This window comes from Sphingomonas sp. IC-11 (genome assembly GCF_021043365.1).
Taxonomy (GTDB): Bacteria; Pseudomonadota; Alphaproteobacteria; order Sphingomonadales; family Sphingomonadaceae; genus Sphingomonas.
The window spans coordinates 338,117-363,784 of the sequence record NZ_JAJNDU010000001.1; the positions used below are offsets into that span (position 1 = coordinate 338,117).

The window sequence follows — 25,668 nt, forward strand, 5'->3', positions numbered from 1 at the left end:
CGACCATGCGCCTGGACCGCTTTTTGTGGTTCGCCCGACTCGCCAAGACGCGCGACATGGCGCAGGCAATGGCCGCCGATGGCCGCCTGCGCATCGACGGGCGGCCGATCGACCGGGCCCATGCGCCGGTGCGAGTCGGCAACATCCTGACCTTCTTCAAGGCGGGATCGGTGCGCGTCCTGCGCATCGAGGCACTGCCCCAGCGCCGTGGGCCTGCACCCGAAGCCAGGCTGTGCTATCGCGATCTTGAAGCAGATGCCGTGAGCGCGAACGAATCGCAGAAGAGCAACGGCGATTGACGCTGGCAGGCGGCCCGAATAGCAGCGGCGCCCAGTCTGCCGATCGAAGGAGTTTTGCCGGCCATGACCTATGTCGTCACCGACGCGTGCATCCGTTGCAAATATATGGATTGCGTCGAGGTGTGCCCGGTCGACTGCTTCTATGAGGGCGAGAACATGCTCGTCATCAATCCGAGCGAGTGTATCGACTGCGGCGTGTGCGAGCCCGAGTGCCCGGCCGAAGCGATTCTGCCGGATACGGAGAACGGCCTGGAGCAGTGGCTGGAACTGAACGCCACCTTCTCGGGCCAGTGGCCCAATGTTACCCGCAAGATGGACCAGACGCCGGCGGACGCGGACGAGCACAAGGGCGAGGAAGGGAAGTATGACAAATATTTCTCGCCCGAGCCCGGCGCCGGTGACTGAAGGCTGAGCGCCCCCCTTCATCCCCTAGGTAGAGACCGCAGTTGAAGCGCGGGCAGGCGGGTGCCAGCCTTGCGGCTGAAGCGTGCCGTTCCCGCCGGTGAATGCACGGTTCCACGCGCGACCGTGCAGCACGGCGATTGTGCCAGCGATGCTGACTGATCTGCGCTGGTAATATTGTTGCAATGCTGCTATATAAGCCCGCGACGGACGCATTGATCTAGCGCGTTCGCTGGAGACGCTAACCCTTCACGTCATGATGGACGGGCTCAGGCGGGCGGAAACGTTCGTATGATTGTGCCGATGGCGTGATTCAACCCAGAGGATCCGGTTCCTATGGCTGCCAAGGCGCTGCATTTCGATGTCGGTGATTATGTTGTTTACCCGAAGCACGGTGTCGGCCGTGTGATCGAGCTGCAGAAACAGGAAATCGCCGGCATGCAGCTCGAGCTTTACGTGCTGCGCTTCGAAAAGGAAAAAATGACGCTCCGCGTGCCGACCAACAAGGCCGAGAGCGTGGGCATGCGCAAGCTGTCGTCGGACAAGACGATGCGCGAGGCGATGGAGACCCTGAAGGGCAAGCCCAAGGTCAAGCGCACCATGTGGTCGCGCCGCGCACAGGAATATGAAGCGAAGATCAACTCGGGCGACCTGGTGTCGATCGCCGAAGTGGTCCGCGACCTGTTCCGTGCCGATGACCAGCCCGAGCAAAGCTATTCCGAGCGGCAGATCTTCGAGGGGGCATGCAGCCGCCTTGCGCGCGAGCTTGCCGCGATGGAGCAGATCGACGAGCCGGCGGCGCAGGAGAAGATCCTCGAGATCCTCCGTCAGGCTGCGGCCATCTACAACAAGGACAAGGTCCCGGCCTGAGGGCGGGCGGGGGCTTCCGGCCCCTGCGCCTGATTGCTGATCGCCAAAAAGGGGCGGCCTTCATCGGGCCGCCCCTTTTTGTGTGCAGACGCTTCAACTGTTTACATGTGTAATCCTCCGAGTGTATTATTCGACAAATACACCAGGGAGATGATCATGCGACTGACCGGCTATCTGTTCACCCTTGCCCTCGTCTCAGTAGCGACCAGTGCCCAGGCCGAAGAAGTCACGGGGCAGCGCGAGGGCGAGGCGCTTGTCTATCGCGTCGGCGATTTCGACAGCGTCGCGCTGGGCACGTCGGCATCGGTCGACGTACGGGTCGGGCCCGCCTGGTCAGTGCGTGCGACCGGGCCGGCAGAGGCGCTGGGGCGGCTGCTGATCGAGCGGGAAGGCCGCTCTCTGCGTATCCGGCCCCGCAATGGCTGGCGCAACAACCGCAATGCGGTGGATCAACAGGTGCGGGTGACCATCACCATGCCCAGCCTTGCCGCGGCCAGCATCGGCGGATTTGGCCGAATGACGGTGGACCGGGTGAGCGGGGCGAGCCTGCGCGCATCGGTGGGCGGCTCGGGTACTCTTGCACTCGGCACGGTGGCACTGGACGAACTGGCGGTCTCGATCGGCGGGTCCGGTGAGATTTCCGCGTCGGGCCGCGTCAACCAACTGACGGTAAACAATGGCGGATCTGGCAGGTTCGCAGCGCCGGGATTGCGGGCATCGAGCGCCACCGTCGCCACCGCCGGTTCGGGCCGCATCAGCGCGCTGGTCGACGGCCCTGCCGCCGTCTCGCTGGTCGGCAGCGGCGTCGTCGATCTGGGGCAGCGCGCGCGCTGCACCGTACGGCGCGTCGGCAGTGGAAGGGCGATCTGCGGCGGCTGAGGGTTGCCGATACGCGGGTTGTGTATTAGTGTAGCAATACACAGGAGGAAACGATGCGCGTATCAGCTTTGGCTCTCTTGCTCCCGTTGGCAGCATGTGGGGTGTGGTCCGGCGACGATGATGTGCCTGGCGTTCCTGGTACTGGATCGGGGAACGAGCGGCGCTACGCCGTTGCGGACTTCTCCAGCATCGAACAGCGCGGGCCGGACGATGTGGACGTTCGTGTCGGGACCGGGTTTTCGGTTCGCGCCGAGGGAGACGACGACGTTCTTTCCCGTGTGAAGATCGCGAAGGATGGCAGCCGCCTGCTGATCACGCGCGAGGGCAGCGGGATCAACTGGAACTCCGGCTCTGCCAAGATCTACGTCACCATGCCGCGCATCGAGGCAGCCAGGCTGGCGGGGTCAGGCGATATTGCCATCGACCGCATCGAAGGCGGCGCCTTTGACGGCAGCATCGCCGGCTCAGGCGCGCTGAAGCTGGGCCGGGTGGGCGTCGATCGGCTCGAGCTGTCGATTGCCGGCTCCGGCAGCGCTGAGGCCAATGGTGAGGCGGATGCGCTTGCGGTGAACATCGCCGGGTCCGGCGATGTCGAAGCGGCAGGGCTGCGCGCCACCAGCGCTGATGTGAATATCGCCGGCGCAGGCAACGTGCGTGCGGTGGTGAACGGGCCGGCCAAGGTCGCCATCATGGGCGCCGGGGACGTCGATCTTGGTCCGCAGGCGAAGTGCGACATCAGCAAGGTCGGGACTGGCGACGTGCGCTGCGGCGGCTGAGTCCTTGCACGATGGCGGGGGCGGTGCGACGTGAGGTGCCATGATTGCGCGCCTCACGCCCCTCCTCGCCCTTGTCGTTCCGCTGCCAGCGGCGGCCGCAGAGCGAGTCGTTTCGGTCGGCAGCTTCGAACGGGTGCGAATCGACGGCCCGTTCGAGGTGCGTATCGTTGCCGGCGCATCGCCGGGGGCAAAGGTAACGGGCGACCGCGACCTGATCGAGCGGGTGGCTGTAGCGGTAAATGGCGCCACGCTGACCGTTCGGCTGGGCACCGGCAGCTGGGGCGAGCGATTCGCCAATCCCAAGGCTGCACCCCCCGTCATTACCCTGCTCACGCCGCGGCTGACCAACCTGGCGGTGTCCGCGGGCGCGCGCACCAGCGTCAACCGTATGAAGGGCCAGCAGGTGGCGGTGTCGGTTCAGGGGTCGGGCAGCCTGGTGGTCGATCGGGTCGACGCCGACCAGTTCACCGCCGCGCTGCTGGGTGCCGGCGCGCTTACCGTCAGCGGTCAGACGAACCGCGCTCGCCTGAGCAGCGACGGGACGGGCACCATCGACGCCACCAACATGGCGGTGAAGGATCTGGTGGTGCAGTTGAACGGCCTGGGCGAAACCAGGGCCATGGCGCGGCAGACGGCGCAGGTCACCACAAGCGGGCTGGGCAAGGTGACGGTAAGTGGACCGGCCAAGTGCACGGTACGCGCGGCGTCCGGCGGGCCAGTGATCTGCGGATCAGGAAAATAGGTCGGACCGCCCGATCAGACGATCAGGCGCGTCTCGACGTGTTCCGCGTCAGGCGTCTGGCACGCGGTCGCCACGACAGCAGTCGCGAGCGCACGCAATGATGCCATCCGACATCGTGGGCGAACGCCGATCAGTGGGCGTTCGCCAGTCACGGCGGATTACTTGATCTTCGCTTCCTTGAACTCGACGTGCTTGCGCGCGACCGGGTCGTACTTGTTGAAGCTCAGCTTCTCGGTCTTGGTACGGGGGTTCTTCTTGGTGACATAGAAGAAGCCGGTGTCAGCCGAGCTGACGAGCTTGATCTTGACGGTGGTCGGCTTTGCCATGACCCGCGAATCCTGTTCTTGAAGCGAAACAAAAAATAGCGGCGAGCGTGGGCGCGCCGCTTTCAATGCCGGGCGCATGAAGGATCATGCTCGCAAAGTCAAGCAGAGGCCGCCTTAACGGCACCTTCATGCCGCATCGCCACGGCGGATTGGAGCGGACAACGGCAGCGGTGGCAAGGGAAAGGTGAAGGGGAAACGGGTGAGTGATGGCGAGAATCGGCAAAGTGCGGGGGACGCCTGCGGCCGCCCCGACGCTTCGAGGATCTGATCGGTCGTCATGGACGCATTGATGGCCGCATTGGTGCTGGGGGCGATTTGCCAGGCCGGGGACAAGACCCCCTGGCTTGCGGCGATCCTGGCCGACCGATTTCGGGCGCCGGTGATGGTGATCATGGCCACCGCCGTAGCACTCGCCGCCAATTACGCGCTTGGTGTCGCGGGGGCGATGATCATCGCGCCGCTGCTTTCCACGGAAGCGCGGCTGCTGCTTCTGGCGCTTGCGTTGTCGCTCGCCGCGGTGGGCACCACGTTGCGTGCACGATCGCCTGACCGGCTCGAAGGATGGCGGCTGGGGGCACTCGGCACCAGCACGCTTGGCCTGGCCATCATGATCTTCGGGGATCGGATGCAATTCGTCGTGCTGGCGCTCGCCGCGCGCAGTGAGCTGCCGTGGCTGGCAGCGGTCGGCGGCACGATCGGCGCACTCGCGGTGGCAGCCCCCGCAACATTGATGGGGGAGGAACGGTGGCTCGCCCTGCCGCAGCGCCCGATTCGCATCGCTTCGGCCGTGCTGCTGGCGTTGGTGGGTATCGTGACTGGCCTGTCGGCGCTTCGCCTGATCTGACGAGCGTGCTGGGCAGGGCTGAACCCGCCACGGTAAATCACCGGGAGCGATTTGCCGGTCGGTCCGTTAACGCAACGAAGCCTATCTTTGGAGCGCATCACCGTGTCCGACATCGCCCCCGACCTGAAGACCCCGTCCGACCTGCGCCGCAACGACACTCGCTCGGTTGCCGACGCGCTGAATTCGGCCCTTGCCGATTGTTATGCCCTGTACCTCAAGACGAAGAACTTCCACTGGCATGTCTCGGGACCGCATTTCCGGGACTATCACCTGCTGCTGGACGATCAGGCGGCGCAGATCCTGGGCGTGACTGACGCCATTGCCGAGCGCGTTCGCAAGACGGGCAACCTGACGCTGCGCTCCATCGGCGACATTTCTCGTCGCCAGACCATCGCCGACAATGACCGCGATTTCGTTCCGGCGGACGAAATGCTGGGTGAACTGCGCGACGACAATCTGAAGCTGGTCGAAAGCTTCCGCGCGGTGAAGGAAGCGGCCGAGGCCGCCAAGGACAATGCCACCAGCGGCATCGTTGATGAATGGACCGATCAGGCCGAGGAGCGGGCCTGGTTCCTGTTCGAGGCTAGCCGCAAGGGCTAAGTCTTGCTCCTGCGGGTGCTCAGCGGCTGGCGCGTGGCGCTGGCTGCTGCGCCCCGTGGAGACGGAGCAGCCAGACGTCCGGCGGCGCGCCGAACCGCAGCGGCAGAAGGCTGGTGCCGAGTCCGGCGCCCACGATCACGGTTCGGCCCCTCTCGCGGATGATGCCGCACCCATAGCGCCGGCCATGGCGCGCCGGTATCCACAAGGCCCCGACCAGCGGCAGCACGATTTGGCCGCAATGGGTGTGCCCCGCGAGCAGCAACGGCATGTCTTCCGATAGGCGTGGTGCAACATCGGGGGAATGGCTGAGCATGAGGCGAGCGCCGGGAAGCGGCCGCAGCCGCCGTGCTGTGTCCTCTAGCCGGTCGTGGCCGCTATAGGCGTCCCCAACGCCGCCCACGGCCAGCGGGCCGGCATGCATCACTGCATTTTCCAGCACAGTGACGCCGGCGCGGCGCAGGGCGGCCGCCACGCTTGCGGGATCACTGTCATTGTCGTGATTGCCAAGCACCGCGACCGTGCCGAGAGGCGGGCGCAATCGCCGGAAGGCGGCGGCAAGCACTGGCGCCGCGGCGCGGGCGGTGCGGGCATCATGGCCGTCGATGAAGTCACCGGCGAACAGCGCGAGATCGGGGCGCTCCGCTGCGATCTGGTCAATCAGTCGTCCGAGACGGGCGGGCGACATGGAGCCGCCGCCGACGTGAATGTCGCTGGCCAGCGCCACGGTGATGGGCGGCGCGTCGGCAGGCCAGTTCGGCAGCGCGATCGACGCCTGCCGCACTACCGCGTCGCCATGCGCTTCACGATAGGCGTAGGCGATCACCGCACAGCCCGCGAGAACGGCGATTGCCAGGACGAGAAGCGTGTAGCGGAGCGTGCGGGTCATTGATGCCCGCTAGCCGGAGCGCATCTGCCACGCCAAGCGTTGCACCATCATGCACGCCTTTGCGCAGCTACTCGACTCGCTGATCTACACCCGCTCGCGCAATGCGAAGCTGAAACTGATCGGAGACTATCTCCGCACCACGCCTGATCCCGACCGGGGCTGGGCGATGGCGGCGTTGACCGGCGATCTTGATATTGCCGGAGTGAAGCCCGCGGTGATCCGCGGCCTGATCGAGGAACGGGTCGATCCCGTGCTGTACCGCATGAGCCGCGACTTCGTTGGCGATTCGGCGGAAACCATCGCCTTGCTCTGGCCAGCGCCTGACTTGCCGGAAAAAGCGGCGCCGCTCTCGGTGGCCGAGGTGATCGACCGACTGATGCACCTGTCGCGCAGCGAGGCCCCAGCGGCGCTCGCCCAGATGCTGGACGTGCTGGACGCCGAAGAGCGGTTCGCGCTGCTCAAGATGGCGACGGGCGCGCTGCGGGTCGGGGTGTCCGCCCGACTGGCGAAGCAGGCGCTCGCCGATGCGTTTGGCATCGACGTGGATGCGGTGGAGGAGGTCTGGCACGGTATCGAGCCGCCTTATGCCACCTTGTTCGCCTGGGCCGAGGGGCGTGGCGAGCAACCGACGGCGGATAACGTCCCGGTGTTCCGGCCGTTCATGCTGGCGCATCCGCTGGAGGACCTGCGCGTCGACCTCGCCGATTATGCCGCGGAGTGGAAATGGGACGGCATCCGGGTCCAGATCGTGCATCTGGGCGGGGAAACGCGCCTGTACAGCCGCACCGGCGACGACGTGACCCGCGCCTTCCCCGACGTCGCATCAGCGTTTGCGGAGCATGGGGTCGTCGATGGCGAACTGCTGGTGCGCGGCGAGGCGCAGGGCAGCGCACTGGCCAAGAGCGGGGAGGAAGGCGGCGGTGCCGGCAGCTTCAATGCGCTTCAGCAGCGGCTCGGCCGAAAGGTGGTGTCGGCCAAGATGCTGGAGGAGGCGCCTGCATTTGTCCGGCTGTACGACATATTGTTCGACGGGAAGGAGGACCTGCGCGAGCTTCCCTGGCACGCGCGGCGGGCGCGGCTGGAAACCTTCGCCCAGCGGCTAAACCCCGACCGTTTCGATGTCAGCGCGCTGATCGAGGCGGCGGATTTTACAGAGCTGGAAGGCATTCGCGCGGGCGCCCGGGATGCGGCGATCGAGGGCGTCATGCTGAAGCGCCGCGACGCGCCTTATGTGCCGGGGCGCCGCGCGGGCCTGTGGTACAAGTGGAAGCGCGATCCCCTGACCGCCGATTGCGTGATGATGTACGCCCAGCGCGGCAATGGGCGGCGGTCATCCTATTACAGCGACTACACCTTCGGTTGCTGGACCGAGGAGGGCGAGCTGCTGCCCGTCGGCAAGGCGTATTCGGGGATCACCGACGAGGAATTGCGGCAGCTCGACAAGTTCGTGCGGACCCATACCCTCAATCGCTTCGGCCCGGTTCGCGAGGTGGAAAAGACACTGGTGCTGGAGGTGGCGTTTGATTCAATCCACGCCTCCAAGCGGCACAAGTCCGGTGTCGCCATGCGTTTCCCGCGGATCGCCCGGATCCGCACCGACAAGCCCGCGGCAGAAGCGGATACGCTTGCAGCGCTCCAGCGGCTGGTTACCTGAACCGTGTTTCTGCCGCGCGGATCAGCCGCGCGTCAGCTGCGGCGCGAGGCGGCGCACGTCCAGATTGTCGACATCGGCGACCAGCACCGTGCCGAGCCGCCAGTCGCCGGTCGCGACCAGCAATCCGTCCCGCGTGGCACGCACATCGCCCCAGACGATCTCGCGCGCCGCGGCTCCCGCGCGGCGGACCTTGACCACCGCAACCCGCACGCCCTCTCCGAACACCAGCGCCGACTGGCCATCCGCCCCCACCGCTGCCGAAAGCGCAACAAAGCCGGCAATTGCCTGATCGGCAGCTTGCATCGCTTCCTCCGGCGTGTTCAGGCGGGTGCCTCCGCTGCGCCGAACCAGCCAAAAGGCCGCGGCACCCAATGCGATCACCGTGGCGAGCGCTGCGCCCGCCAGGATCCAGATCATTTGGGAGGCGCCACCGCATCCATCAGCGGGCGAAGACCCGTGATGTCATAGCCCGCGCCGCGTGCCTTGCTGGTCAGTTCGTCCGGCTCTGCGCCAAGGCCAGCCTGCGACAGCGCCCACAGGTTGCAGGAGCGCGTGCCCGACCGGCAATAGGCCAGCACCGGCCCGCTGGCCGCGCCCAATGCGTCGATCATCGCCGTCACCTGCGGCATGGAGAAGCCGGCATGAGTGATCGGGATGGCGGTATAAGCGAGACCGTGATCTTCCGCTGCCGCGCGCACGGCGTCGCCGCTCGGCTGACCATCTTCCTCGCCGTCGGGCCGATTGTTGACAATGGCGACAAAGCCCGCCGCCTTGATCGCTGGAATGTCCTCCGGGTCGATCTGTGGGGCGACGGAGATGCGGTCATCAATGCGGCGAATGTCGAGCATGGCCGATCTCTAGCGCAGGTTCGTGCCGCCGAGAACGGGTTCTGCGAAGCTTTTATGCGTGATCCCTGGGACCGCTTGGGCGACCGCTTGGGCAACCGCGCGATCGCCTAATGATCGCGGATCACGCGCAGGAACGCCTCGCCATAAGCGTCCAGCTTGCGCTGCCCGACGCCAGTGAGATGGGCCATGGCGGCAAGCGACGTGGGGCGCCGGGCCGCCATTTCGCGCAGCACCGAATCGTGGAAGATGACGTAGGGCGGCACGCCGGCCTCCTGCGCCAGTTCCCGCCGGCGGGTACGAAGCGCCTCGAACAACGCGTCCCCGATCGGGTTCGGCGTTGCATCCCCGCCGCGCCGCCGCCGCTCGCGTTTTGGCGGGACCACCAGCGGAAGCGTGTCCTCGCCCTTAATCAGCGCGCGGGCGGCGGGGCCGAACTCCAGCCCACCATGCGGATTGGTGCGCAGTGCGTCGCGAAGCAGGAGCGCCCGACCGACCGGCTTCAGCAATGCAGCCTCGTCGCCCGCCACGATGTTCCAGACAGACAGCGCCTCATGCCCGTTCATCAGGCTGCGATCGGAGGATTTCCCGGTCAGCACCGTTTCGATGTAGGTGGCGCCGAAGCTCTGACCGGTGCGGAATACCGCCGACAGATATTTGCGGGCGGTTTCCGTCGCGTCGATCGCCGCCGGGGGCGACAGGCAATTGTCGCAATTGCCGCAGCTCGCCGGCGGGTGCTCTCCGAAATGCGCGAGCAGGATGCGGCGCCGGCATCCCGCCGTTTCGACCAGCGCGCCAAGGGCGTTGAGGCGTGCGCGCTCGCCCTGCTGGCGCTGCGGATCGAGCTCCGCAATGCGTTGGCGGGCGCGGGCGAAATCCTCTGCGCCCCAGAACAGGTGCGCGACCGAGGGATCGCCATCACGGCCGGCACGCCCGGTTTCCTGATAATAGGCCTCGATCGACTTCGGCAGCCCGGCATGGGCGACGAAGCGCACGTCCGGCTTGTCGATGCCCATGCCAAAGGCGACCGTCGCAACGATGACCATGTCTTCGCTTTCGACGAACTTCGCCTGGTTGCGGCGGCGGACATCGGGATCGAGCCCGGCGTGATAGGCCCTGACCGGCCGCCCGGTGGCGGTGCGCAGTGCTTCGGCCAGCTTCTCGGTGCCGGCGCGGGTTTGCGCATAGACAATGCCCGGCCCGGGCGTGTCGCGGATCAGGTCGGCGATCTGCCGTGTCGTATTGTCGCGCGGCGAGATGGCGTAGCGGATGTTCGGCCGGTCGAAGCCAGCGACGATCATTCCATCGGCCCCGATCCCGAGCTGATCGAGAATGTCGGCGCGGGTATGTTCGTCGGCGGTGGCGGTCAGCGCCAGCCGCGGCACGCCATCGTAGCGATCCAGCAGCGGTCGCAGCAGGCGATAGTCGGGGCGGAAATCATGGCCCCATTCACTGACACAATGCGCCTCGTCGATGGCGAACAGCGCCACCCGGCCGCGATCCAGCAAATCGCGGAAATCCGCCGTGGAGGCGCGTTCCGGCGCGACGTACAGGAGATCCAACTCGCCATCGAGGAAGCGGCCGCGTGTTTCCGCGCGATTCTCGTCAACGCTGGTGAGGGTGGCTGCGCGGATGCCCACTGCTTCGGCGGCGCGAAGCTGGTCATGCATGAGCGCGATCAGCGGGGAAACGACGATGCAGGTGCCGTCCAGCATCGTTGCTGGCAGTTGATAGGTGAGCGACTTGCCTGCGCCGGTCGGCATGACAGCGAGCGTCGACTGCCCGGCCAGCACCCGATCCACCACCTGGCGCTGCACACCGCGGAAATCGGGAAAACCAAACAGCTTCTGGAGGACGGGAACGGGATCGGCTGCCATTCCGTTCGGCTCTAGGCCCGGTGGACCGCAGCGGCAACCGGCGCAGGCCCGATGCATCCGGCGGCGGGATCGACTAGGACGGCGTGATGAACAATGTACGAGACAATCGGGCTGAACAGGAATTCGAGCTCGATCTGGACGGCTTCCGTGCCGTCGCTGCTTATCAGCGCGAAGGTGATCGCATCGTCTTCACCCACACCGTCGTCCCGCGTGAGATCGAGGGCAGGGGTGTGGGATCCAAGCTGATCCGGGCGGCGCTGGACAGTGCGCGTGACCAGAAGCTGAAGGTAGTGCCGCAATGCCAGTTCGTGGCGGCGTTCATTCGCAAGCACCCGGAATATCGCGACTTGCTGGGGTAAACGTGCGGCCTTGTGCGCCGGCACCATCGTAATCGCCGGGTGGGCGGAGACCGCCTCGGCCAGTCTTTGAAGCGGGCGCCGCGCTGGCGTTGATGGATCGCGGCCTGCGCCGCGATGGCGGATCAGCTGGCGACTTCGCTTTCCGCCTCGCGCTGCTCGCTGGCCTGACGTGCCCATAGCTCCGCATAGGTGCCGCCGGCACGCAGCAGATCGGCGTGCGTGCCTTGCTCAACCACCCGTCCGGCCTCGAGCACGACGATCTTGTCCGCATGGACGATCGTCGACAGGCGATGAGCGATCACGATGGTGGTGCGGCCGCGCTCGATGGCATGGAGGGTGGCCATGATGTCCGCCTCGGTCCGGCTGTCCAGCGCGGATGTCGCCTCATCAAGGATCAGGATGGGCGGGTTCTTCAGCAGGGTGCGGGCGATGGCGACGCGCTGCTTCTCGCCGCCGGACAGCTTCAGGCCCCGCTCGCCAACCCGCGTGTCATAGCCGTCCGGCTGGGCCTCGATGAAGCCGGCGATCGCCGCACCACGCGCTGCCGCCCGGATTTCTGCCTCGGTCGCGCCTTCGCGGCCATAAGCGATATTGTAGCCGATCGTGTCGTTGAACAGCACCGTATCCTGCGGAACGATGCCGATGGCACGGCGCAACGATGCCTGCGTGACGTGCGCCACGTCTTGCCCGTCGATGGTGATCCGCCCGCCGGTGAGCTCGTAGAAACGGTAAAGCAGCCGCGCGAGCGTCGACTTGCCGGCGCCGGATGGGCCGACCACCGCCACCGTGCTGCCGGCGGGAATGTCGAGCGTGATGCCCTTCAGAATGTCGCGATCGGGCTCATAGCCAAAGCGGACATTTTCGAAGCGAAGGTGGCCGGCGCCGACCTCCAGCGATTTGGCGCCCGGCGAATCCACCACTTCCGATGGCGTATCGACCAGATCGAACATCGAACCCATGTCGATCACCCCCTGGCGGATCGTGCGGTACACCATGCCGAGCAGGTCAAGTGGGCGGAACAGTTGCGACAGCAGCGTCGAGACGAGCACCACGTCGCCAGCCGAGAAGCGGCCCTCGGCCCACCCCCAGACAACGAACCCCATGCCTGCGCCCAGCATCAGGTTGGTGATGGCGGCCTGGCCGATGTTGAGCCAGGCGAGGCTGTTTTCCGACTTCACCGCGGCCCGGGCATAGGCGCCCATCGCAGCATCATAGCGGCGCGCCTCGCGATCCTCCGCGCCGAAATATTTCACCGTTTCGAAGTTCAGTAGCGAATCCACCGCATGGGCGACCGCTCCCGTATCCAGATCGTTCATCCGTTCCCGCAGCGCCGCCCGCCAGTCCGTCACCTTGCGGGTGAACCAGATGTAGACGACGACCATCACCACCGTGGCGGCGACCAGCGGCCAGCCGAACTTTACCCAGAAGATGCCGAGAACGAGGCTGAGCTCCAGGACCGTCGGGGCGATGTTGAACAGGAGGAAGTAGAGCATCGTATCGATGCTCTTGGTGCCGCGCTCCACCACCTTGGTGACGGCGCCGGTGCGCCGCTCCAGGTGGAAGCGTAGCGACAGGTCATGAAGGTGCCGGAACACCTGGCTGGCCAACCGGCGGGTCGCTTCCTGCCCGACCTTCTCGAACACGGTGTTCCGCAGATTGTCGAACAGGGTCGAACCGAAGCGGGCGGCGGCATAGCCGACCACCAGCAGGATCACGAGCGATGTCGGAGAGCGCGGGATCGTCGCCATTCCGTCGACGGCGCCTTGTAGCGCGAACGGCGCGCCGTACACCTGAACCAGCTTGGAGATGATCACCAGCATCATGGCGCCAACGACGCGCACCTTCATGCCGGGGGCATCAGCAGGCCAGAGATAGGGGAGGAAGCGGCGGAGCGTGGGCCCGAGCGGGCGATCAACGCTGCGCCCGGTCGGATCGGACGGTGGCATTACATCCTATGTCGGGGCGCGGCGCCGTCGGCGCAATGGGCGGGCAGAACGTCAAAAGAGCGTTAACGCCGGAACACCCAGCAAAGCCAATGCGTTGAATAGGCAGAGTGGAGGCGGGAATGCAACCGATTTTCTTCGTGCTGGCGATCATGGGCTGCGGCGACGACCAGCAGATGTGTGCCGAGGCGCGCGTTGAGCCGGTTCGCTACGCCACAGTCCAGCAATGCCAGGCCGCTCTGCCCGCTGCGCTGGCGCGCAACACCGATTTGTCGTTCCCGGTGATCAGTGCCGCCTGCCGCGCCAATGGGCCGCAATGGGTAAGCAAGAGCGAGGGTTCGCCGCGGGGCTGAGTTCTCCGCGCTGAGGTCCCGTAGCGGCGCTGTGGGTGCCGCTGGTCGGCGGGCGCTACAGTTATCTTAGCCGTTATGCCGGGCTTGTTCCGGCGTTCGGCGTTCCCGCAGTCGTTGGGTGCGTGGAGGTCTGGAGGCTGGGACGAGCCGGGCATGACGTCTTGGGCTAAGCTCAGCATCATCCAAACCGCGTCACTCCGGACTTGATCCGGGGTCCATGGCGCCGCGAGCGGTGTCGATCATCATGTCACGCAGCGTACGCGGACGGATGGATCCCGGATCAAGTCCGGAGTGACGAAGGGTTCTAGGTCGTGCCTTTCCAACAACAAGGGGGCCGGTCTCGCGACCGACGCCCCTCTTGCTTATTCCGCCTCGACCTTGGCCTTGCCGCCCTTGCGCTTCGGCTTCTTGGGCGCCGCGCCGACGATCTCGAACGTCAGCGCATTGTCCTTCAGCTTCACCACGACCTCGCCGCCATGGACGAGCTTGCCGAACAGCAATTCCTCGGCCAGCGGCTGCTTGATCTTCTCCTGGATCAGGCGGCCCATCGGGCGCGCGCCATAGAGCTTGTCATAGCCCTTGGTGGTGAGCCACTGGCGCGCCTCGTCGTCGAGCTTGATGTGGACGTCGCGGTCCGCCAGCTGGAGCTCCAGCTGAAGAATGAACTTGTCCACCACCCGGGCGACCACTTCGGTCGGCAGGTAGCTGAACGGTACGATCGCATCGAGACGGTTGCGGAATTCCGGCGTGAACAGCCGCTGCACGGCCTGCTCGTCCTCGCCCTCGCGGGAAAGATTGCCGAAGCCCAGCGTCTCGCGCGCCATGTCGGAAGCGCCCGCATTGGTCGTCATGATCAGGATGACGTTGCGGAAATCCACCGTCTTGCCGTGCTGGTCGGTCAGGCGGCCGTTATCCATCACCTGCAACAGGATGTTGAACAGGTCGGGATGCGCCTTCTCGATCTCGTCGAGCAGCAGCACGCAATGCGGGTTCTGGTCGACCGCGTCGGTCAGCAGCCCGCCCTGGTCGAACCCGACATAGCCCGGCGGGGCACCGATCAGCCGGCTGACCGAGTGGCGCTCCATATATTCGGACATGTCGAACCGCTGCAGCGGGATGCCCATGATCGTCGCAAGCTGCTTGGCAACCTCCGTCTTGCCGACGCCGGTGGGGCCGGTGAAGAGGTAATTGCCGATCGGCTTTTCCGGATCGCGCAGGCCCGCGCGGCTGAGCTTGATCGCGCTCGCCAGGTTCTCGATCGCCTTGTTCTGGCCGAACACGACGCGCTTCAGGTCGGTCTCGAGCGTCTCGAGCACCTTTTTGTCGTCGGTCGACACGCTCTTCGGCGGGATGCGCGCCATCGTCGCGATGACAGCCTCGATCTCCTTGGGCGTGATCGTCTTCTTCCGCTTCGACGGCGCCACCAGCATCTGCATCGCGCCGACCTCGTCGATCACGTCGATCGCCTTGTCGGGCAGCTTGCGGTCGTTGATGTAGCGCGCCGACAGCTCCACCGCCGACTTGATCGCGTCGGGCGTGTACTTGACGTCGTGGTGCGTCTCGAACGCCGAACGCAGGCCGGCGAGGATCTTGATCGTATCCTCGATCGTCGGCTCGTTCACGTCGATCTTCTGGAACCGGCGCAGCAGCGCGCGATCCTTTTCGAAGTGGTTGCGGAACTCCTTGTAGGTGGTCGATCCGATGCAGCGGATCGTGCCGCCGGACAGCGCCGGCTTCAGCAGGTTCGATGCATCCATGGCGCCGCCGCTGGTCGCGCCCGCACCGATCACGGTGTGGATCTCGTCGATGAAGAGCACCGCATGCGGCATCTTCTCGAGCTCGTTGACGACCTGCTTCAGCCGCTCCTCGAAATCGCCCCGATAGCGCGTGCCGGCGAGCAGCGCGCCCATGTCGAGCGAATAGATGACGGCGGGCTTCAGCACGTCGGGCACGTCGCCCTCGACGATCTTGCGCGCCAGGCCTTCCGCGATCGCCGTCTTGCCCACGCCCGGATCGCCCACATAGAGCGGGTTGTTCTTCGACCGGCGGCACAGGATCTGCACCGTGCGGTCCACCTCCGGCCCGCGGCCGATCAGCGGATCGACCTTGCCGTTCCGCGCCTTCTCGTTGAGGTCGACGGTGAACTGCTTGAGCGCGCTTTCGCCCTTGCCGGCCTTCTCCGCCGGCTTCTTCTCTTCCTTGTCCTCGGCGCCCTTGGGCGTGGAGGCTTCCGGCGCGGACACGCCCTTGCCGACGCCGTGGCTGATGTAGCTGACGGCATCGAGGCGGCTCATGTCCTGCTGCTGCAGGAAATAGACGGCATAGCTTTCGCGTTCGGAGAACAACGCCACCAGCACGTTCGCGCCGGTCACTTCGTCGCGGCCGGAGGACTGGACGTGCAGGATCGCGCGCTGGACGACGCGCTGGAAGCCGCTGGTGGGGGAGGGGTCGGTCTGCTGATCGACCTTCAGTGCGCCAAGCTCGGTATCGAGATAATGCGCGACCGTGGTCTTGAGTTCGCCGAGATCGACGCCGCACGCCGTCATCACCTGGCTGGCATGCTCGTCATCAACGAGCGCGAACAGCAGGTGTTCAAGCGTGGCATATTCGTGACGCCGCGCGGACGCAGCCTCGAGCGCCTTGTGCAGCGTGGTCTCGAGAGCGCTGGCAAAGGATGGCATTCAGGATACTCCAACCGGGCCGTGGAGCGACGTCTGGGGGGCAGGCGTCCGGCCCTTTGTTACAATGTCGTGATTGGGATGGCCGGCATCAAGCGGCAGGCCGAAATGCATCGGGGCCCCGCACCGGCATTTGGCGTCACGCCTGCCCGGTGCGTCCCTGGTCATCGCTTGAACAAGGCGTCCGCACTGGCGCGGTGGTTGACCGCCTGTTCTATCTTCTTGCGACTGCGGGCAATTTCGCCCTCCAGCGCGGTGATTCGCGCCTCCAGCTCAGTCACGGAGAGGCGATCGAGATCCTCGCGCACCAGCGCGTTCAGGGGATCGTCGGGCCGGGACCCAAGGATATCATCCAGATCCATGGCGCGTATCGTTGACCGCTGCGGGTGCGAAGTCAATAAGGCGCGCCCATGCATTTACGGATGCCTGGCTTTGGGGGAGCGGCAATGAACGACATTCCGGCGATGATGCAGGCGATCGATCCCGAGGTGCATGGCGGCCCCGAGGTGCTGACCCTGGTGGACCGCCCGGTGCCGACGCTTCAACCGGGCGAGGTGTTGATCCGAGTCGCTGCCGCCGGCGTGAACCGGCCCGACGTGATGCAGCGCAAGGGCGCCTATCCGCCGCCGCCGGGAGCGCCGACCATCTATGGCCTGGAGGTGTCGGGCGAGGTGGTTGCAATGGCGCCGGACGTCGCATCGCTGATGATCGGCCAGCCGGTCTGCGCCCTCGTCGCAGGCGGCGGCTATGCCGAATATGTCGCGGCGCCCGCCGGCCAGTGCCTGCCCGTCCCTGAGCTGATGTCCATGGTGGAAGCGGCCGCGATGCCGGAAACATTGTTCACCGTGTGGACCAACCTGTTCGAGCGCGCTTACGCCAATGAAGGCGACACCGTGCTGGTTCATGGCGGCACCAGCGGGATCGGCACCATGGCCATTGCGCTTTGCAACATCTTCGGGGTGAAGATCATCGTCACCGCGGGTTCGGATGAGAAGGTCGCCGCGGCCAAGTCTCTCGGCGCCGATCACGCGATCAACTACAAGACCGAAGACTTTGTGGAGCGGGTGAAGGACATCACCGGCGGCACGGGCGTGGCCGCGGTGCTCGACATGGTGGGCGGGGACTATATCCCGCGCAATCTCAAGTGTCTGGCGGAAGATGGCCGGCACGTGTCCATCGCGGTTCAGGGCGGCGCCAGGGCCACGATCCCGATCTTCGAATTGATGATGCGCCGCCTGACGCTGACCGGCTCCACGCTGCGCGCGCGCGACACCGCGTTCAAGGCGATGGTGGCGGACGAACTGGCCCGCACCGTGTGGCCGCATGCCGAGGCGGGCCGTCTGAAGCCGGTGATCGACAAGGTGTTTCCGCTGGCGGAAGCGCCCGAAGCGCATCGGCGCATGGAAGCGGGCGATCACGTCGGCAAGATCGTCCTGACGATGGGCTGAGGAAGGCAAACGCCCTTTAGCGGCCGATCCGCTGTGACAGCCACTTGGCGGCGGCTTCCGGCGTTGCCTTGTTGCTGTCCCGATCGACCATGTAATTGGCCTCGCGCATCGTTTCGACGCGGATCGCGCCGATCAGCGGGCGCAGTGCCGACGCGAAGCGCTGGTCCCGGGCGCGCTTCGGCGCGAGCAGCAGGATCGCATCATATCCGGGGATCGCGCGCTTTGGATCCTTGAGCACGGTCAGGCGATCGGCGGCGATCCGGCCATCGGAGGAAAAGGCGCTGATCACGTCCGCCCGCCCCCTGGCCAGCGCGCGATACATGAAGGTCGGGCTGTACGGCGTCGCGCTGGCGAACTGCAGGCCGTACGCGGCTTGCACCGCGCGCCATTCCGGTCGCTCCAGAAACTCAAGGTCCGAACCGAGCCGCAGTTGCGACGACTGGCCCGCAAGATCGGCAAGGCTGGTGATGCCCAGCCGCTGCGCCTGCGCGCCGCGCATGGCAAAGGCGTAAGCATTCTCGAAGCCCAATGGTCCGAGCAGCGTCACGCCATGGGTTTGCCTCGCCCATTGCGCGATGGCGCGCACTTGCGCGTCGCGGGGCGGAACGTCGGCTCGCTTCATCTGCCCGGTCCAGATCGTGCCGGCGTAATCGACATAGATGTCGACAGCGCCGCTTGCGACGGCGCCGAACGCGACTGCTGAGCCCAGTCCGTCCCGGTACTCGACTTCATAGCCTGCTGCACGGAGCCGATCGCCGATCAGCCGCGCGAGGATGAACTGTTCGGAGAAGTTCTTCGCGCCCACCACCACGCGCGTCGTGGTGCTGCGCCACAAGGGTGTCGTCGCCGCGAGCGTCGCCAGGACCAGCAGGGCGAGGGCCCCGGTGGCCAGCCAGCGACGACGACGCGCCAGGCCATATTCGGCCAGCCCAAGCAGCGCATCCACGGCAAGCGCAAGGCCCGCGGCGGCCATGCAGCCGGCCAGCACCAGCTGCCATGCCTGGGTCTGCAACCCGGCAAAGATGAGGTCGCCAAGGCTCGGCTGCCCCACCGTCGTCGAAAGCGTGGCGGCACCGATCGTCCAGACCGCCGCGATCCGGATACCTGCGGTCAGCACCGGCAGTACCAGCGGCGCCTCGACGATCCGGAGCTTTTGCCACCCGGTCATGCCGATGCCATCGGCTGCCTCGATCACCGCGGGGTCGAGCCCTTGCAGGCCGGTCACCGTGTTTCTGAGGATCGGCAGCAGCGCGTACAGCGTGAGCGCGAGCAGCGACGGCAGAAAGCCGAGCGCCGGCAATCCGCCGATCCACAGCAGCACGGGATAGAACAGCGCCAGCAGGGCGAGGCTGGGGATGGTCTGCACCACGCTGGCTGCGCCAAGCGCCAGCCGGGCCGCAACCGGCCGTCCCGCCGACCAGAAGCCGAGCGGGACCGCAATCACGATGCCGAGCGCGAGGGCGGCCATCGCCAGCAGCAGATGCTGTGCCGCGAGGGCGGGAATGCGATCCCACGCTCCGCTCATCGCGAGAGTGTGGCCAATTGCTGCGCCTGCCTGCGTGGGACCGCCACGAGCGCCTGCGCCGCCTCTCCCCCGGCACCGGCCAGGAGGGTCGCTGGCGTTTCATCCGCGACGATCCGTCCCTCGCGCATCACCAATATGCGGTCGGCGAAGAGCAGTGCCTCGGTCATGTCATGCGTGACCATCACGGTGGTCAGACGAAGACGCTGGTGCAGCGCCTGTACCGCTTCGCCGAGCGACGCGCGGGTTACTGGATCCAGTGCACCGAACGGCTCGTCCATCAGCATCAGGCGCGGCCCCCCAGCCAGCGCGCGCGCCACACCCACGCGCTGACGCTGGCCACCCGATAGCTCGCTCGGGAGGCGGGAGAGCACGTTGAGCGGCAACTCAACGAGATCGAGCAGTTCGTTCACCCGGCTGCCGGCGCGCTGGCCGGACAGGCGCAAGGGGAGCGCAATATTCTCCGCCACGCTGAGGTGCGGGAACAAGCCGACATTCTGGAAGACATAGCCGATGCTGCGGCGAAGCGCGGGCGGCGAGGCCCGGCTCACATCCTCGCCGTTGATCGTCACATGCCCGGAAGTCGGCTCCACCAGCCGATTGATCGTCTTGAGCAGGGTCGATTTGCCGGAGCCGGAGGTGCCGACCAATGCCACGAAACTGCCCGGTTCGATTGACAAGGACACGCCATCGACGGCTGGAGCGCCGGCGCCAAACCGTTTGGTCACGTCGTGGAAGCCGACGGCGGGGCCAAGCGATTCCACTGGCATCGGCCAGGAGGATGCGGGATGCCGCGCTCCAGGTCAAACAGAGGAGCGGGGGATGAAAGCAATCCTTATCACAGGCGGCGGCTCGGGCATTGGTCGTGCCGTGGCGCAGCTGTTTTCAGACCGCGGCTGGCGAGTGGGTCTCGCCGATCGCGACGAAGCGGGGCTCGCCGCCACGGCCGCCATGCTGCCGGCCGACCGGACGACGCGCCACTTCATGGACGTGCGCTCGCCCGAAGACTGGGAAGAAGTGCTCGCCGAATTCACGAACGTCAGCGGCGGGCAGCTGGACGTGCTGTTCAACAATGCGGGCGTGGCAGTGGGCGGCCCGTTCGGCGCGGCATCGTTGGAGGACATCGACCGCGCACTGGACGTGAACATCAAGGGGGTCGTGTACGGCGCCCGGCTTGCCTATCCGTATCTGGCGGCGACGCCGGGATCGTGTCTGCTCAACACGGCGTCGGCCGCTGGCATCTATGGCACGGCGGGCGCAGCGATTTACTCTGCTACCAAGTTCGCCGTGCGCGGGCTGACCGAAGCACTGGACGGTGAGTGGGCGGCGGAGGGCATCCGCGTGCGCAGCCTGATGCCCGGCTTCATCGACACGCCGCTGCTCAGTGCCTCGGTGGGCGGATCAAACCGAAGCGTGCGCGAAACGGTGGTGGAAGCGGGGCTGGAGTTCACGCCAGTCGAGATGGTGGCCGAGGCCGCCTGGGCGGCGGTCCATGGCGATCGCGTCCATACTTTGGTCGGCAAGACCGCACGGCGGCTGGCGTTCGCATCGCGGTGGATGCCGGGCAGGCTGCGCAAGCGGATGCGGCTCGCCCGCGGTTGATGCGGCGGCGGGAGGGTGCGGGCGCCTCCGAAAGGAGCCCGCACCCTTTGTCCCCGCGCGTCAGACGATCAGCAGCCCCGCCAACGCGGCCGACATCAGGTTTGCCAGGCTGCCAGCAAGGAGCGCGCGAATGCCAAGTTTCGCGATCATCGGCCGCTGGTTGGGTGCGAGATTGCCGGTAACGGCCATCTGGATCGCGATGGAGGAGAAATTCGCGAAGCCGCACAGGGCGAAAGTCACGATCGCGACCGTGCGCGGCGAGAGGTCCGCAGCCTGCTTGCCAAGATCGATATAGGCCACGAATTCGTTCAGCACGATCTTCTGCCCGAACATGCCACCCGCGCGCAGCGCCTCGTCCCACGGCACGTTGATGAGGAACATGATCGGCGCAAAGACATAGCCGAGCAGCATCTGGAAGCTGAGATCCGGTTGGCCGAACATACCGCCAATGCCGCCAAGGATGCCGTTGGCCAGCGCCACCAGCGCTACGAACGCCAGCACCATCGCGCCGACCGCAACCGCCAGCCGAACGCCGGTCTGTGCGCCCTGGGCCGCGGCCATGATGAGATTGGCCGGCTTCTCCTCGTCGTGAGTAGCCTCCGGCATCGGCTCGCCGGCCGGCTCCTCCGCTGGAAGGGCGGCGGGGTGGGCGTTCATGCGCGCTTCGGAGACGCGGATTTCGATGTCGGGATCAGGCAGATCGCCCAGCGGCAGCTCGCCCTCCGGCGGCATGCTGCGATCCGGCATGATGATCTTTGCCATCAGAATGCCGCCCGGCGCGGCCATGAAGCTGGCGGCCAGGAGGTAATCGATGCGGATCCCCATGGAAGCATAGGCCGCCAGGATCGTTCCCGCCACCCCGGCCATGCCGCTGGTCATCACGGTGAACAGCTGCGACGGCGTGAGCCCGGCAAGATAGGGCCGAATGACCAGAGGCGATTCCGACTGGCCGACAAACACGTTGGCCGCCGCGCACAGGCTTTCGACCTTGGATACGCCGATCACCTTCTCGATCGCGCCGCCCAGCCAGCGCACGATCAACTGCATGACGCCCAGATAGTAGAGGATCGAGACCAGGCTGGCGAAGAAGATGATCACCGGCAGCGCGGCGATGGCGAAGCTGTTGCCGCCGATTTCCGGAGATGCCAGCGGCCCGAACAGGAAGTCCACGCCCGCCTTCGCATAGCCGAGCAGGTTCGAGACGCCTGCGGACATGGTGGAAAGCACGCGCTTCCCCCAGTCCACGTAGAGCACCAGCACGGCAATACCGACCTGAAGCGCGAACGCACTCGCCACGACACGCAGTCGGATTGCCCGCCGGTCGGTGGAGAGTGCGACGGCAAGACCAAGAATGACCAGAATACCGGCAATGCCGATGAGAAGACGGCTCAAGTGCGGACAACCCCCGTTCGCGGGCGGAGCTCGCCAAGCCCTGCCGTATTTTTTCGCGCCGCATCATAGAGAAAGGGGCAGTGCTTCGACAAGCACTGCCGTCGAATTCCGCGCCGCCTTTACCATTTACCGGCGCTTTTCCTCGCGGATGGCATGACAGAAATACTTCCGTAAGGCCCGTTCCGGGTGCTACCGGCTGTAGATGGAATCGCCCGCCCAAGCGCCGATCGCGCGCTCGCTCTTCGCCTTTTCGATCTTCTATGGCGGCATGGTGTGCATCGCCGGGGTGCTCGGCAACAAGCAGGTTGCCCTTGGCCCGCTCGCCGTCGAGGCAGGCATCTTCTCGTTCCTGCTGCTGGTCGCCACATCGAGCGCGATCGCGGAGCTGCATGGCCGCCAGGTCGCGAACCGGCTGGTGCAGATCGGCTTCATCCCTCTCCTGGTATCGTTGCTGCTGACCCTTGTGGTGCTGGCGGTACCAGCCGCGCCGGAAATGGAAGCGGAGCGGCTCAACGCCTTTGAGCTGATGATGACGGGGACGCCGCGCATCTGGCTGGGCGGGATCGTCGCTTATGGCACGTCGCAGACGCTCAACGTCACCATCTTCGCGTCGTTGAAGGGGGGTGAGGGCGGTCGCTTGCTCTGGCTGCGTGCCGGCGTCGCCAGCGTGCTGTCGCAGATCGTCGACACCTTGCTGTTCGTCACCATCGCCTTTTACGGCGTGTTCCCGATCGGCGAATTGCTGGTCGGTCAGATGATCGCCAAGGTCGTCCTGTCGATCGTCCTCGTGCCGCCGCTGATCTACGGCTTCGTGGCGCTGGGGCGCCGCCTCGATCGCTGAGCACCACGGGCCGCAGCGCCGCCCGGTCGGCAACTGCCGGACAACAGCGCAGCGGCCGGGTTCCGTACCGGTTTCGATATGATAAGGGCGCTGCCATGACCGACAACACCCCTTCGCCCGGGCTTCTCGCCAAGGCCGAGACGCTCGTCGAGGCACTGCCCTATCTTCAGCGCTACGCCGGCGCGACCTTTGTCGTGAAATACGGCGGTCATGCGATGGGCGATCCCGAGGCACAGCGCGATTTCGCCGAAGATGTCGTGCTGCTGAAGGCGGTGGGCATCAACCCGGTAGTGGTTCACGGCGGCGGTCCGCAGATCGGGTCGATGCTGAAGCGGCTTGGCGTTGAATCACGCTTTGTCGACGGCCTGCGCGTGACGGACGCCGAAACCGCGCACATCGCGGAAATGGTTCTGGCCGGCTCGATCAACAAGGAAATCGTATCCTGGATCGGACGCGCGGGCGGCCGGGCGGTGGGCATCTCCGGCAAGGATGCCGGGCTTGTGCAGGCCGAGAAGGTCGGCCGGAGCGAGCCTGATCAGCACCAGGGCATCGAGCGCAAGGTCGACCTGGGCTTCGTCGGTGAGCCGGTCGCCGTCGATCGCCGCATCATCGATACGCTCAGCCGCGACGGCATCATTCCCGTGATCGCGCCAATCGGCATCGGGGCGGATGGGCATACCTATAACATCAACGCCGACACCATGGCCGGCGCGATTGCGGCGGCGCTGGGGGCCAAGCGGCTGTTCCTGCTGACCGACGTTGCCGGCGTGCTGGACAAGCAGGGTGAGCTGATGACGGACCTGACGCCGCAGGACGTTGCCGGGCTGCGCGCGGACGGCACCATTTCCGGCGGCATGATCCCGAAGCTGGAAACCTGCGTCGCGGCGGTGGAATCGGGCGTCGATGCCGCCGTGGTGCTCGATGGCCGCGTTCCCCACGGGATGCTGCTGGAAGTGTTCACCCGGCGTGGTGCAGGCACGTTGATCCGCAAGGCTTGATCGATCCCGCCGTCATGCCCAACTGTGCTAATGAACTGATACACCCGAACGGAGATTGCCCTTGTTGATGCTTACCATCGTCCAGATCCTTCAGGTCCTGCTGAACGTGGTCTGGTGGGTCATCGTCATCCAGTTCGTGTTGTCGCTGCTGGTGGCGTTCAACGTCGTCAACATGCAGTCCAATTTCGTGCGCTCGCTCTATCAGGGGCTCGATCGCCTGACAGAGCCGATGTACCGACCAATCCGCCGGATCCTGCCGCAGACCGGAGGCATCGATTTCGCACCGGCCGTGGTCCTGATCGCCATCGCGGTTCTCACCATCATCCTGAACAATGTGCAGGCCAGCGTCATGATGGGCGCTATCTGAGCGCCTGGCGCGCCGCCGCGGACGGCATTTCGGTCAGCGTACGCCTGACCCCCCGCGGCGGCCGCGACCTGTTGGAAGCCGGGACGGATTCGTATTTCGCGGCGCGGGTCAGCGCGCCGCCGGTGGACGGCGCCGCCAATGCGGCGCTGGTTGCGCTTGTCGCCAAGACCTTTGGCGTGTCGCGCGGCTCCGTGCGCATCGTTGGGGGCGAGACCGCGCGGCTCAAGCGATTGTTCGTCGCGGGTGAGCCCGCTGCGCTGGCGCGCATCGCCGCGAACCTCTATGGCCAGCCAGCATGACGGCACGGAACATCGACGGAAAAGCATTTGCCGCTGGCCTGCGCGCGCGGGTCGCGGAGGGCGCGGCTGAGGTAATCGCGAAGGCGGGGCGCAAGCCCGGCCTGGCCGTGGTACTGGTGGGCGAGGATCCCGCGTCCGCCGTCTATGTCCGTTCCAAGGGCAAGGCGACCGTCGCCGCCGGCATGGAAAGCTTCGAGCATCGCCTGCCCGCCGACGCCACTCAGGAGACACTGGAGGCGCTGGTCGATCAGCTGAACGCCGATCCCGCCGTCGACGGCATTCTGGTCCAGCTGCCGCTGCCCCGGCACCTCGACGAAAGCGCGATTATCACCCGCATCGATCCGGACAAGGATGTCGACGGGTTCCATCCGGTGAACGCCGGACGTCTCGCGACCGGGCTGCCCGGCTTCGTGCCGTGTACGCCACTCGGCTGCCTGATGCTCCTGCGCGACGTGCACGGTAACCTGGGCGGGCTGGATGCCGTGGTGATCGGCCGCTCCAACATCGTCGGCAAGCCGATGGCGCAGCTGCTGATCGGCGATAGTTGCACCGTGACGGTGGCACATTCGCGCACCCGCGATCTGCCCGAGGTGGTCAAGCGCGCCGACATCGTGGTGGCCGCGGTAGGGCGCGCCGCCATGGTGAAGCCCGACTGGATCAAGCCGGGCGCGACGCTGATCGACGTTGGCATCAATCGCACCGACGCGGGGCTCGTCGGCGATATCGACCCGGCCTGTGCCGAGGTTGCTGGCGCGATGACGCCGGTGCCGGGTGGCGTCGGACCGATGACCATCGCGGTTCTGCTGCGCAACACCCTGGTCTCCGCCGCGCGGCGTGAGGGTGTCACCTTGTCGCAGGATATCTGA

Annotated in this window: 29 protein-coding genes; 18 read left to right on the plus strand and 11 right to left on the minus strand. The window is 66.1% G+C overall.

The features are described 5' to 3' along the window. The first annotated feature begins 5 nt into the window (after nt 1-5). The 6 genes from LQ954_RS01535 (at nt 6) to LQ954_RS01560 (ending at nt 3,968) form a co-directional block, all read left to right on the plus strand. Nucleotides 6-299, plus strand: coding sequence for an RNA-binding S4 domain-containing protein (locus tag LQ954_RS01535; RefSeq protein WP_231022696.1), 294 nt, complete (start codon nt 6-8; stop codon nt 297-299). Nucleotides 300-362: 63 nt separating this feature from the next. Further along, a complete protein-coding gene (gene fdxA / locus LQ954_RS01540) occupies nt 363-704 on the plus strand; it encodes a ferredoxin FdxA (protein ID WP_227771390.1) in 342 nt (113 codons plus the stop codon). 333 nt (nt 705-1,037) lie between these two features. Further along, complete coding sequence (locus LQ954_RS01545; RefSeq protein WP_066777570.1) at nt 1,038-1,571, plus strand: CarD family transcriptional regulator; 534 nt, start codon at nt 1,038-1,040, stop codon at nt 1,569-1,571. A 156-nt stretch (nt 1,572-1,727) separates the two neighbouring features. After that, on the plus strand, nt 1,728-2,450 hold the full coding sequence (locus tag LQ954_RS01550) for a head GIN domain-containing protein (protein WP_231021598.1): 723 nt from the start codon (nt 1,728-1,730) through the stop codon (nt 2,448-2,450). 53 nt (nt 2,451-2,503) lie between these two features. Further along, nucleotides 2,504-3,226: a head GIN domain-containing protein gene (locus tag LQ954_RS01555; RefSeq protein ID WP_231021600.1), complete on the plus strand. Its 723-nt coding sequence runs from the start codon at nt 2,504-2,506 to the stop codon at nt 3,224-3,226. A gap of 40 nt (nt 3,227-3,266) precedes the next feature. Continuing rightward, complete coding sequence (locus LQ954_RS01560) at nt 3,267-3,968, plus strand: GIN domain-containing protein (protein WP_231021602.1); 702 nt, start codon at nt 3,267-3,269, stop codon at nt 3,966-3,968. A 158-nt stretch (nt 3,969-4,126) separates the two neighbouring features. Here the strand turns inward: LQ954_RS01560 and rpmG are convergent, their stop codons facing one another. After that, the gene (gene rpmG, locus LQ954_RS01565; RefSeq protein ID WP_168135232.1) at nt 4,127-4,294 is read right to left on the minus strand and encodes a 50S ribosomal protein L33; all 168 of its coding nucleotides are present in this window, start codon (nt 4,292-4,294) and stop codon (nt 4,127-4,129) included. A gap of 277 nt (nt 4,295-4,571) precedes the next feature. Here rpmG and LQ954_RS01570 point away from each other — a divergent pair, with 277 nt between their 5' ends. Together LQ954_RS01570 and LQ954_RS01575 are read left to right on the plus strand one after the other, a co-directional pair. Continuing rightward, the gene (locus LQ954_RS01570; RefSeq protein WP_231021604.1) at nt 4,572-5,138 is read left to right on the plus strand and encodes a TMEM165/GDT1 family protein; all 567 of its coding nucleotides are present in this window, start codon (nt 4,572-4,574) and stop codon (nt 5,136-5,138) included. A gap of 102 nt (nt 5,139-5,240) precedes the next feature. After that, nucleotides 5,241-5,738, plus strand: a complete 498-nt coding sequence (locus tag LQ954_RS01575; RefSeq protein WP_227771395.1) for a Dps family protein — start codon at nt 5,241-5,243, stop codon at nt 5,736-5,738. A 19-nt stretch (nt 5,739-5,757) separates the two neighbouring features. On the opposite strand, the gene LQ954_RS01580 is transcribed toward LQ954_RS01575, so the two are convergent. Beyond that, entirely contained in the window at nt 5,758-6,624 is an 867-nt protein-coding gene (locus LQ954_RS01580) for a metallophosphoesterase (RefSeq protein ID WP_231021606.1), read from the minus strand. A 49-nt stretch (nt 6,625-6,673) separates the two neighbouring features. Between LQ954_RS01580 and LQ954_RS01585 the strand changes: the two genes are divergently transcribed. Beyond that, the gene (locus LQ954_RS01585; RefSeq protein ID WP_231021608.1) at nt 6,674-8,278 is read left to right on the plus strand and encodes a cisplatin damage response ATP-dependent DNA ligase; all 1,605 of its coding nucleotides are present in this window, start codon (nt 6,674-6,676) and stop codon (nt 8,276-8,278) included. A 21-nt stretch (nt 8,279-8,299) separates the two neighbouring features. Here LQ954_RS01585 and LQ954_RS01590 read toward each other — a convergent pair whose 3' ends face one another. From LQ954_RS01590 to recQ, 3 genes are all read right to left on the minus strand, one after another. Beyond that, entirely contained in the window at nt 8,300-8,695 is a 396-nt protein-coding gene (locus LQ954_RS01590) for a hypothetical protein (RefSeq protein WP_231021610.1), read from the minus strand. Next, nucleotides 8,692-9,126, minus strand: a complete 435-nt coding sequence (locus LQ954_RS01595) for a TIGR01244 family sulfur transferase (protein WP_231021611.1) — start codon at nt 9,124-9,126, stop codon at nt 8,692-8,694. The genes LQ954_RS01590 and LQ954_RS01595 overlap by 4 nt, the downstream gene beginning before the upstream one ends. A 107-nt stretch (nt 9,127-9,233) precedes the next feature. Further along, a complete protein-coding gene (gene recQ, locus LQ954_RS01600) occupies nt 9,234-11,000 on the minus strand; it encodes a DNA helicase RecQ (RefSeq protein ID WP_231021612.1) in 1,767 nt (588 codons plus the stop codon). 86 nt (nt 11,001-11,086) lie between these two features. Here recQ and LQ954_RS01605 point away from each other — a divergent pair, with 86 nt between their 5' ends. Beyond that, nucleotides 11,087-11,359, plus strand: a complete 273-nt coding sequence (locus LQ954_RS01605; RefSeq protein WP_227771401.1) for a GNAT family N-acetyltransferase — start codon at nt 11,087-11,089, stop codon at nt 11,357-11,359. 122 nt (nt 11,360-11,481) lie between these two features. Here LQ954_RS01605 and LQ954_RS01610 read toward each other — a convergent pair whose 3' ends face one another. Further along, nucleotides 11,482-13,305: an ABCB family ABC transporter ATP-binding protein/permease gene (locus LQ954_RS01610; protein WP_231021613.1), complete on the minus strand. Its 1,824-nt coding sequence runs from the start codon at nt 13,303-13,305 to the stop codon at nt 11,482-11,484. Nucleotides 13,306-13,424: 119 nt separating this feature from the next. On the opposite strand from LQ954_RS01610, the gene LQ954_RS01615 reads away from it, so the two are divergent. Further along, nucleotides 13,425-13,655, plus strand: coding sequence for a hypothetical protein (locus LQ954_RS01615; protein WP_227771403.1), 231 nt, complete (start codon nt 13,425-13,427; stop codon nt 13,653-13,655). Between the two features lie 362 nt (nt 13,656-14,017). On the opposite strand, the gene clpA is transcribed toward LQ954_RS01615, so the two are convergent. Continuing rightward, nucleotides 14,018-16,336: an ATP-dependent Clp protease ATP-binding subunit ClpA gene (clpA, locus tag LQ954_RS01620; RefSeq protein ID WP_227771404.1), complete on the minus strand. Its 2,319-nt coding sequence runs from the start codon at nt 16,334-16,336 to the stop codon at nt 14,018-14,020. Nucleotides 16,337-16,497: 161 nt separating this feature from the next. Next, nucleotides 16,498-16,695 (minus strand): DUF1192 domain-containing protein, encoded by a 198-nt coding sequence (locus LQ954_RS01625; protein ID WP_227771405.1) that lies wholly within the window; start codon nt 16,693-16,695, stop codon nt 16,498-16,500. 84 nt (nt 16,696-16,779) lie between these two features. Between LQ954_RS01625 and LQ954_RS01630 the strand changes: the two genes are divergently transcribed. Next, a complete protein-coding gene (locus LQ954_RS01630) occupies nt 16,780-17,781 on the plus strand; it encodes an NAD(P)H-quinone oxidoreductase (protein WP_231021614.1) in 1,002 nt (333 codons plus the stop codon). Between the two features lie 16 nt (nt 17,782-17,797). On the opposite strand, the gene LQ954_RS01635 is transcribed toward LQ954_RS01630, so the two are convergent. Both LQ954_RS01635 and LQ954_RS01640 read right to left on the minus strand, forming a co-directional pair. Beyond that, the gene (locus LQ954_RS01635) at nt 17,798-19,306 is read right to left on the minus strand and encodes an ABC transporter permease/substrate-binding protein (RefSeq protein WP_231021615.1); all 1,509 of its coding nucleotides are present in this window, start codon (nt 19,304-19,306) and stop codon (nt 17,798-17,800) included. After that, nucleotides 19,303-20,073, minus strand: coding sequence for an ATP-binding cassette domain-containing protein (locus LQ954_RS01640; protein WP_231021616.1), 771 nt, complete (start codon nt 20,071-20,073; stop codon nt 19,303-19,305). Before LQ954_RS01640 ends, LQ954_RS01635 begins: the two co-directional genes overlap by 4 nt. 52 nt (nt 20,074-20,125) lie before the next feature. On the opposite strand from LQ954_RS01640, the gene LQ954_RS01645 reads away from it, so the two are divergent. Continuing rightward, entirely contained in the window at nt 20,126-20,905 is a 780-nt protein-coding gene (locus LQ954_RS01645; RefSeq protein WP_231021618.1) for an SDR family oxidoreductase, read from the plus strand. Between the two features lie 60 nt (nt 20,906-20,965). Here LQ954_RS01645 and LQ954_RS01650 read toward each other — a convergent pair whose 3' ends face one another. After that, complete coding sequence (locus tag LQ954_RS01650; RefSeq protein ID WP_231021620.1) at nt 20,966-22,297, minus strand: NupC/NupG family nucleoside CNT transporter; 1,332 nt, start codon at nt 22,295-22,297, stop codon at nt 20,966-20,968. Between the two features lie 202 nt (nt 22,298-22,499). Between LQ954_RS01650 and LQ954_RS01655 the strand changes: the two genes are divergently transcribed. The 5 genes from LQ954_RS01655 to folD all read left to right on the plus strand — a co-directional run bounded on the left by LQ954_RS01655 (nt 22,500) and on the right by folD (nt 25,668). Further along, nucleotides 22,500-23,138 (plus strand): queuosine precursor transporter, encoded by a 639-nt coding sequence (locus LQ954_RS01655; protein ID WP_231021622.1) that lies wholly within the window; start codon nt 22,500-22,502, stop codon nt 23,136-23,138. Nucleotides 23,139-23,233: 95 nt separating this feature from the next. After that, complete coding sequence (gene argB / locus LQ954_RS01660) at nt 23,234-24,136, plus strand: acetylglutamate kinase (RefSeq protein WP_231021623.1); 903 nt, start codon at nt 23,234-23,236, stop codon at nt 24,134-24,136. Nucleotides 24,137-24,203: 67 nt separating this feature from the next. After that, on the plus strand, nt 24,204-24,503 hold the full coding sequence (locus LQ954_RS01665; RefSeq protein WP_227771575.1) for a YggT family protein: 300 nt from the start codon (nt 24,204-24,206) through the stop codon (nt 24,501-24,503). Nucleotides 24,504-24,529: 26 nt separating this feature from the next. Beyond that, nucleotides 24,530-24,802, plus strand: a complete 273-nt coding sequence (locus LQ954_RS01670; RefSeq protein ID WP_330999952.1) for a DUF167 family protein — start codon at nt 24,530-24,532, stop codon at nt 24,800-24,802. Beyond that, on the plus strand, nt 24,799-25,668 hold the full coding sequence (gene folD / locus LQ954_RS01675; protein WP_231021625.1) for a bifunctional methylenetetrahydrofolate dehydrogenase/methenyltetrahydrofolate cyclohydrolase FolD: 870 nt from the start codon (nt 24,799-24,801) through the stop codon (nt 25,666-25,668). The genes LQ954_RS01670 and folD overlap by 4 nt, the downstream gene beginning before the upstream one ends.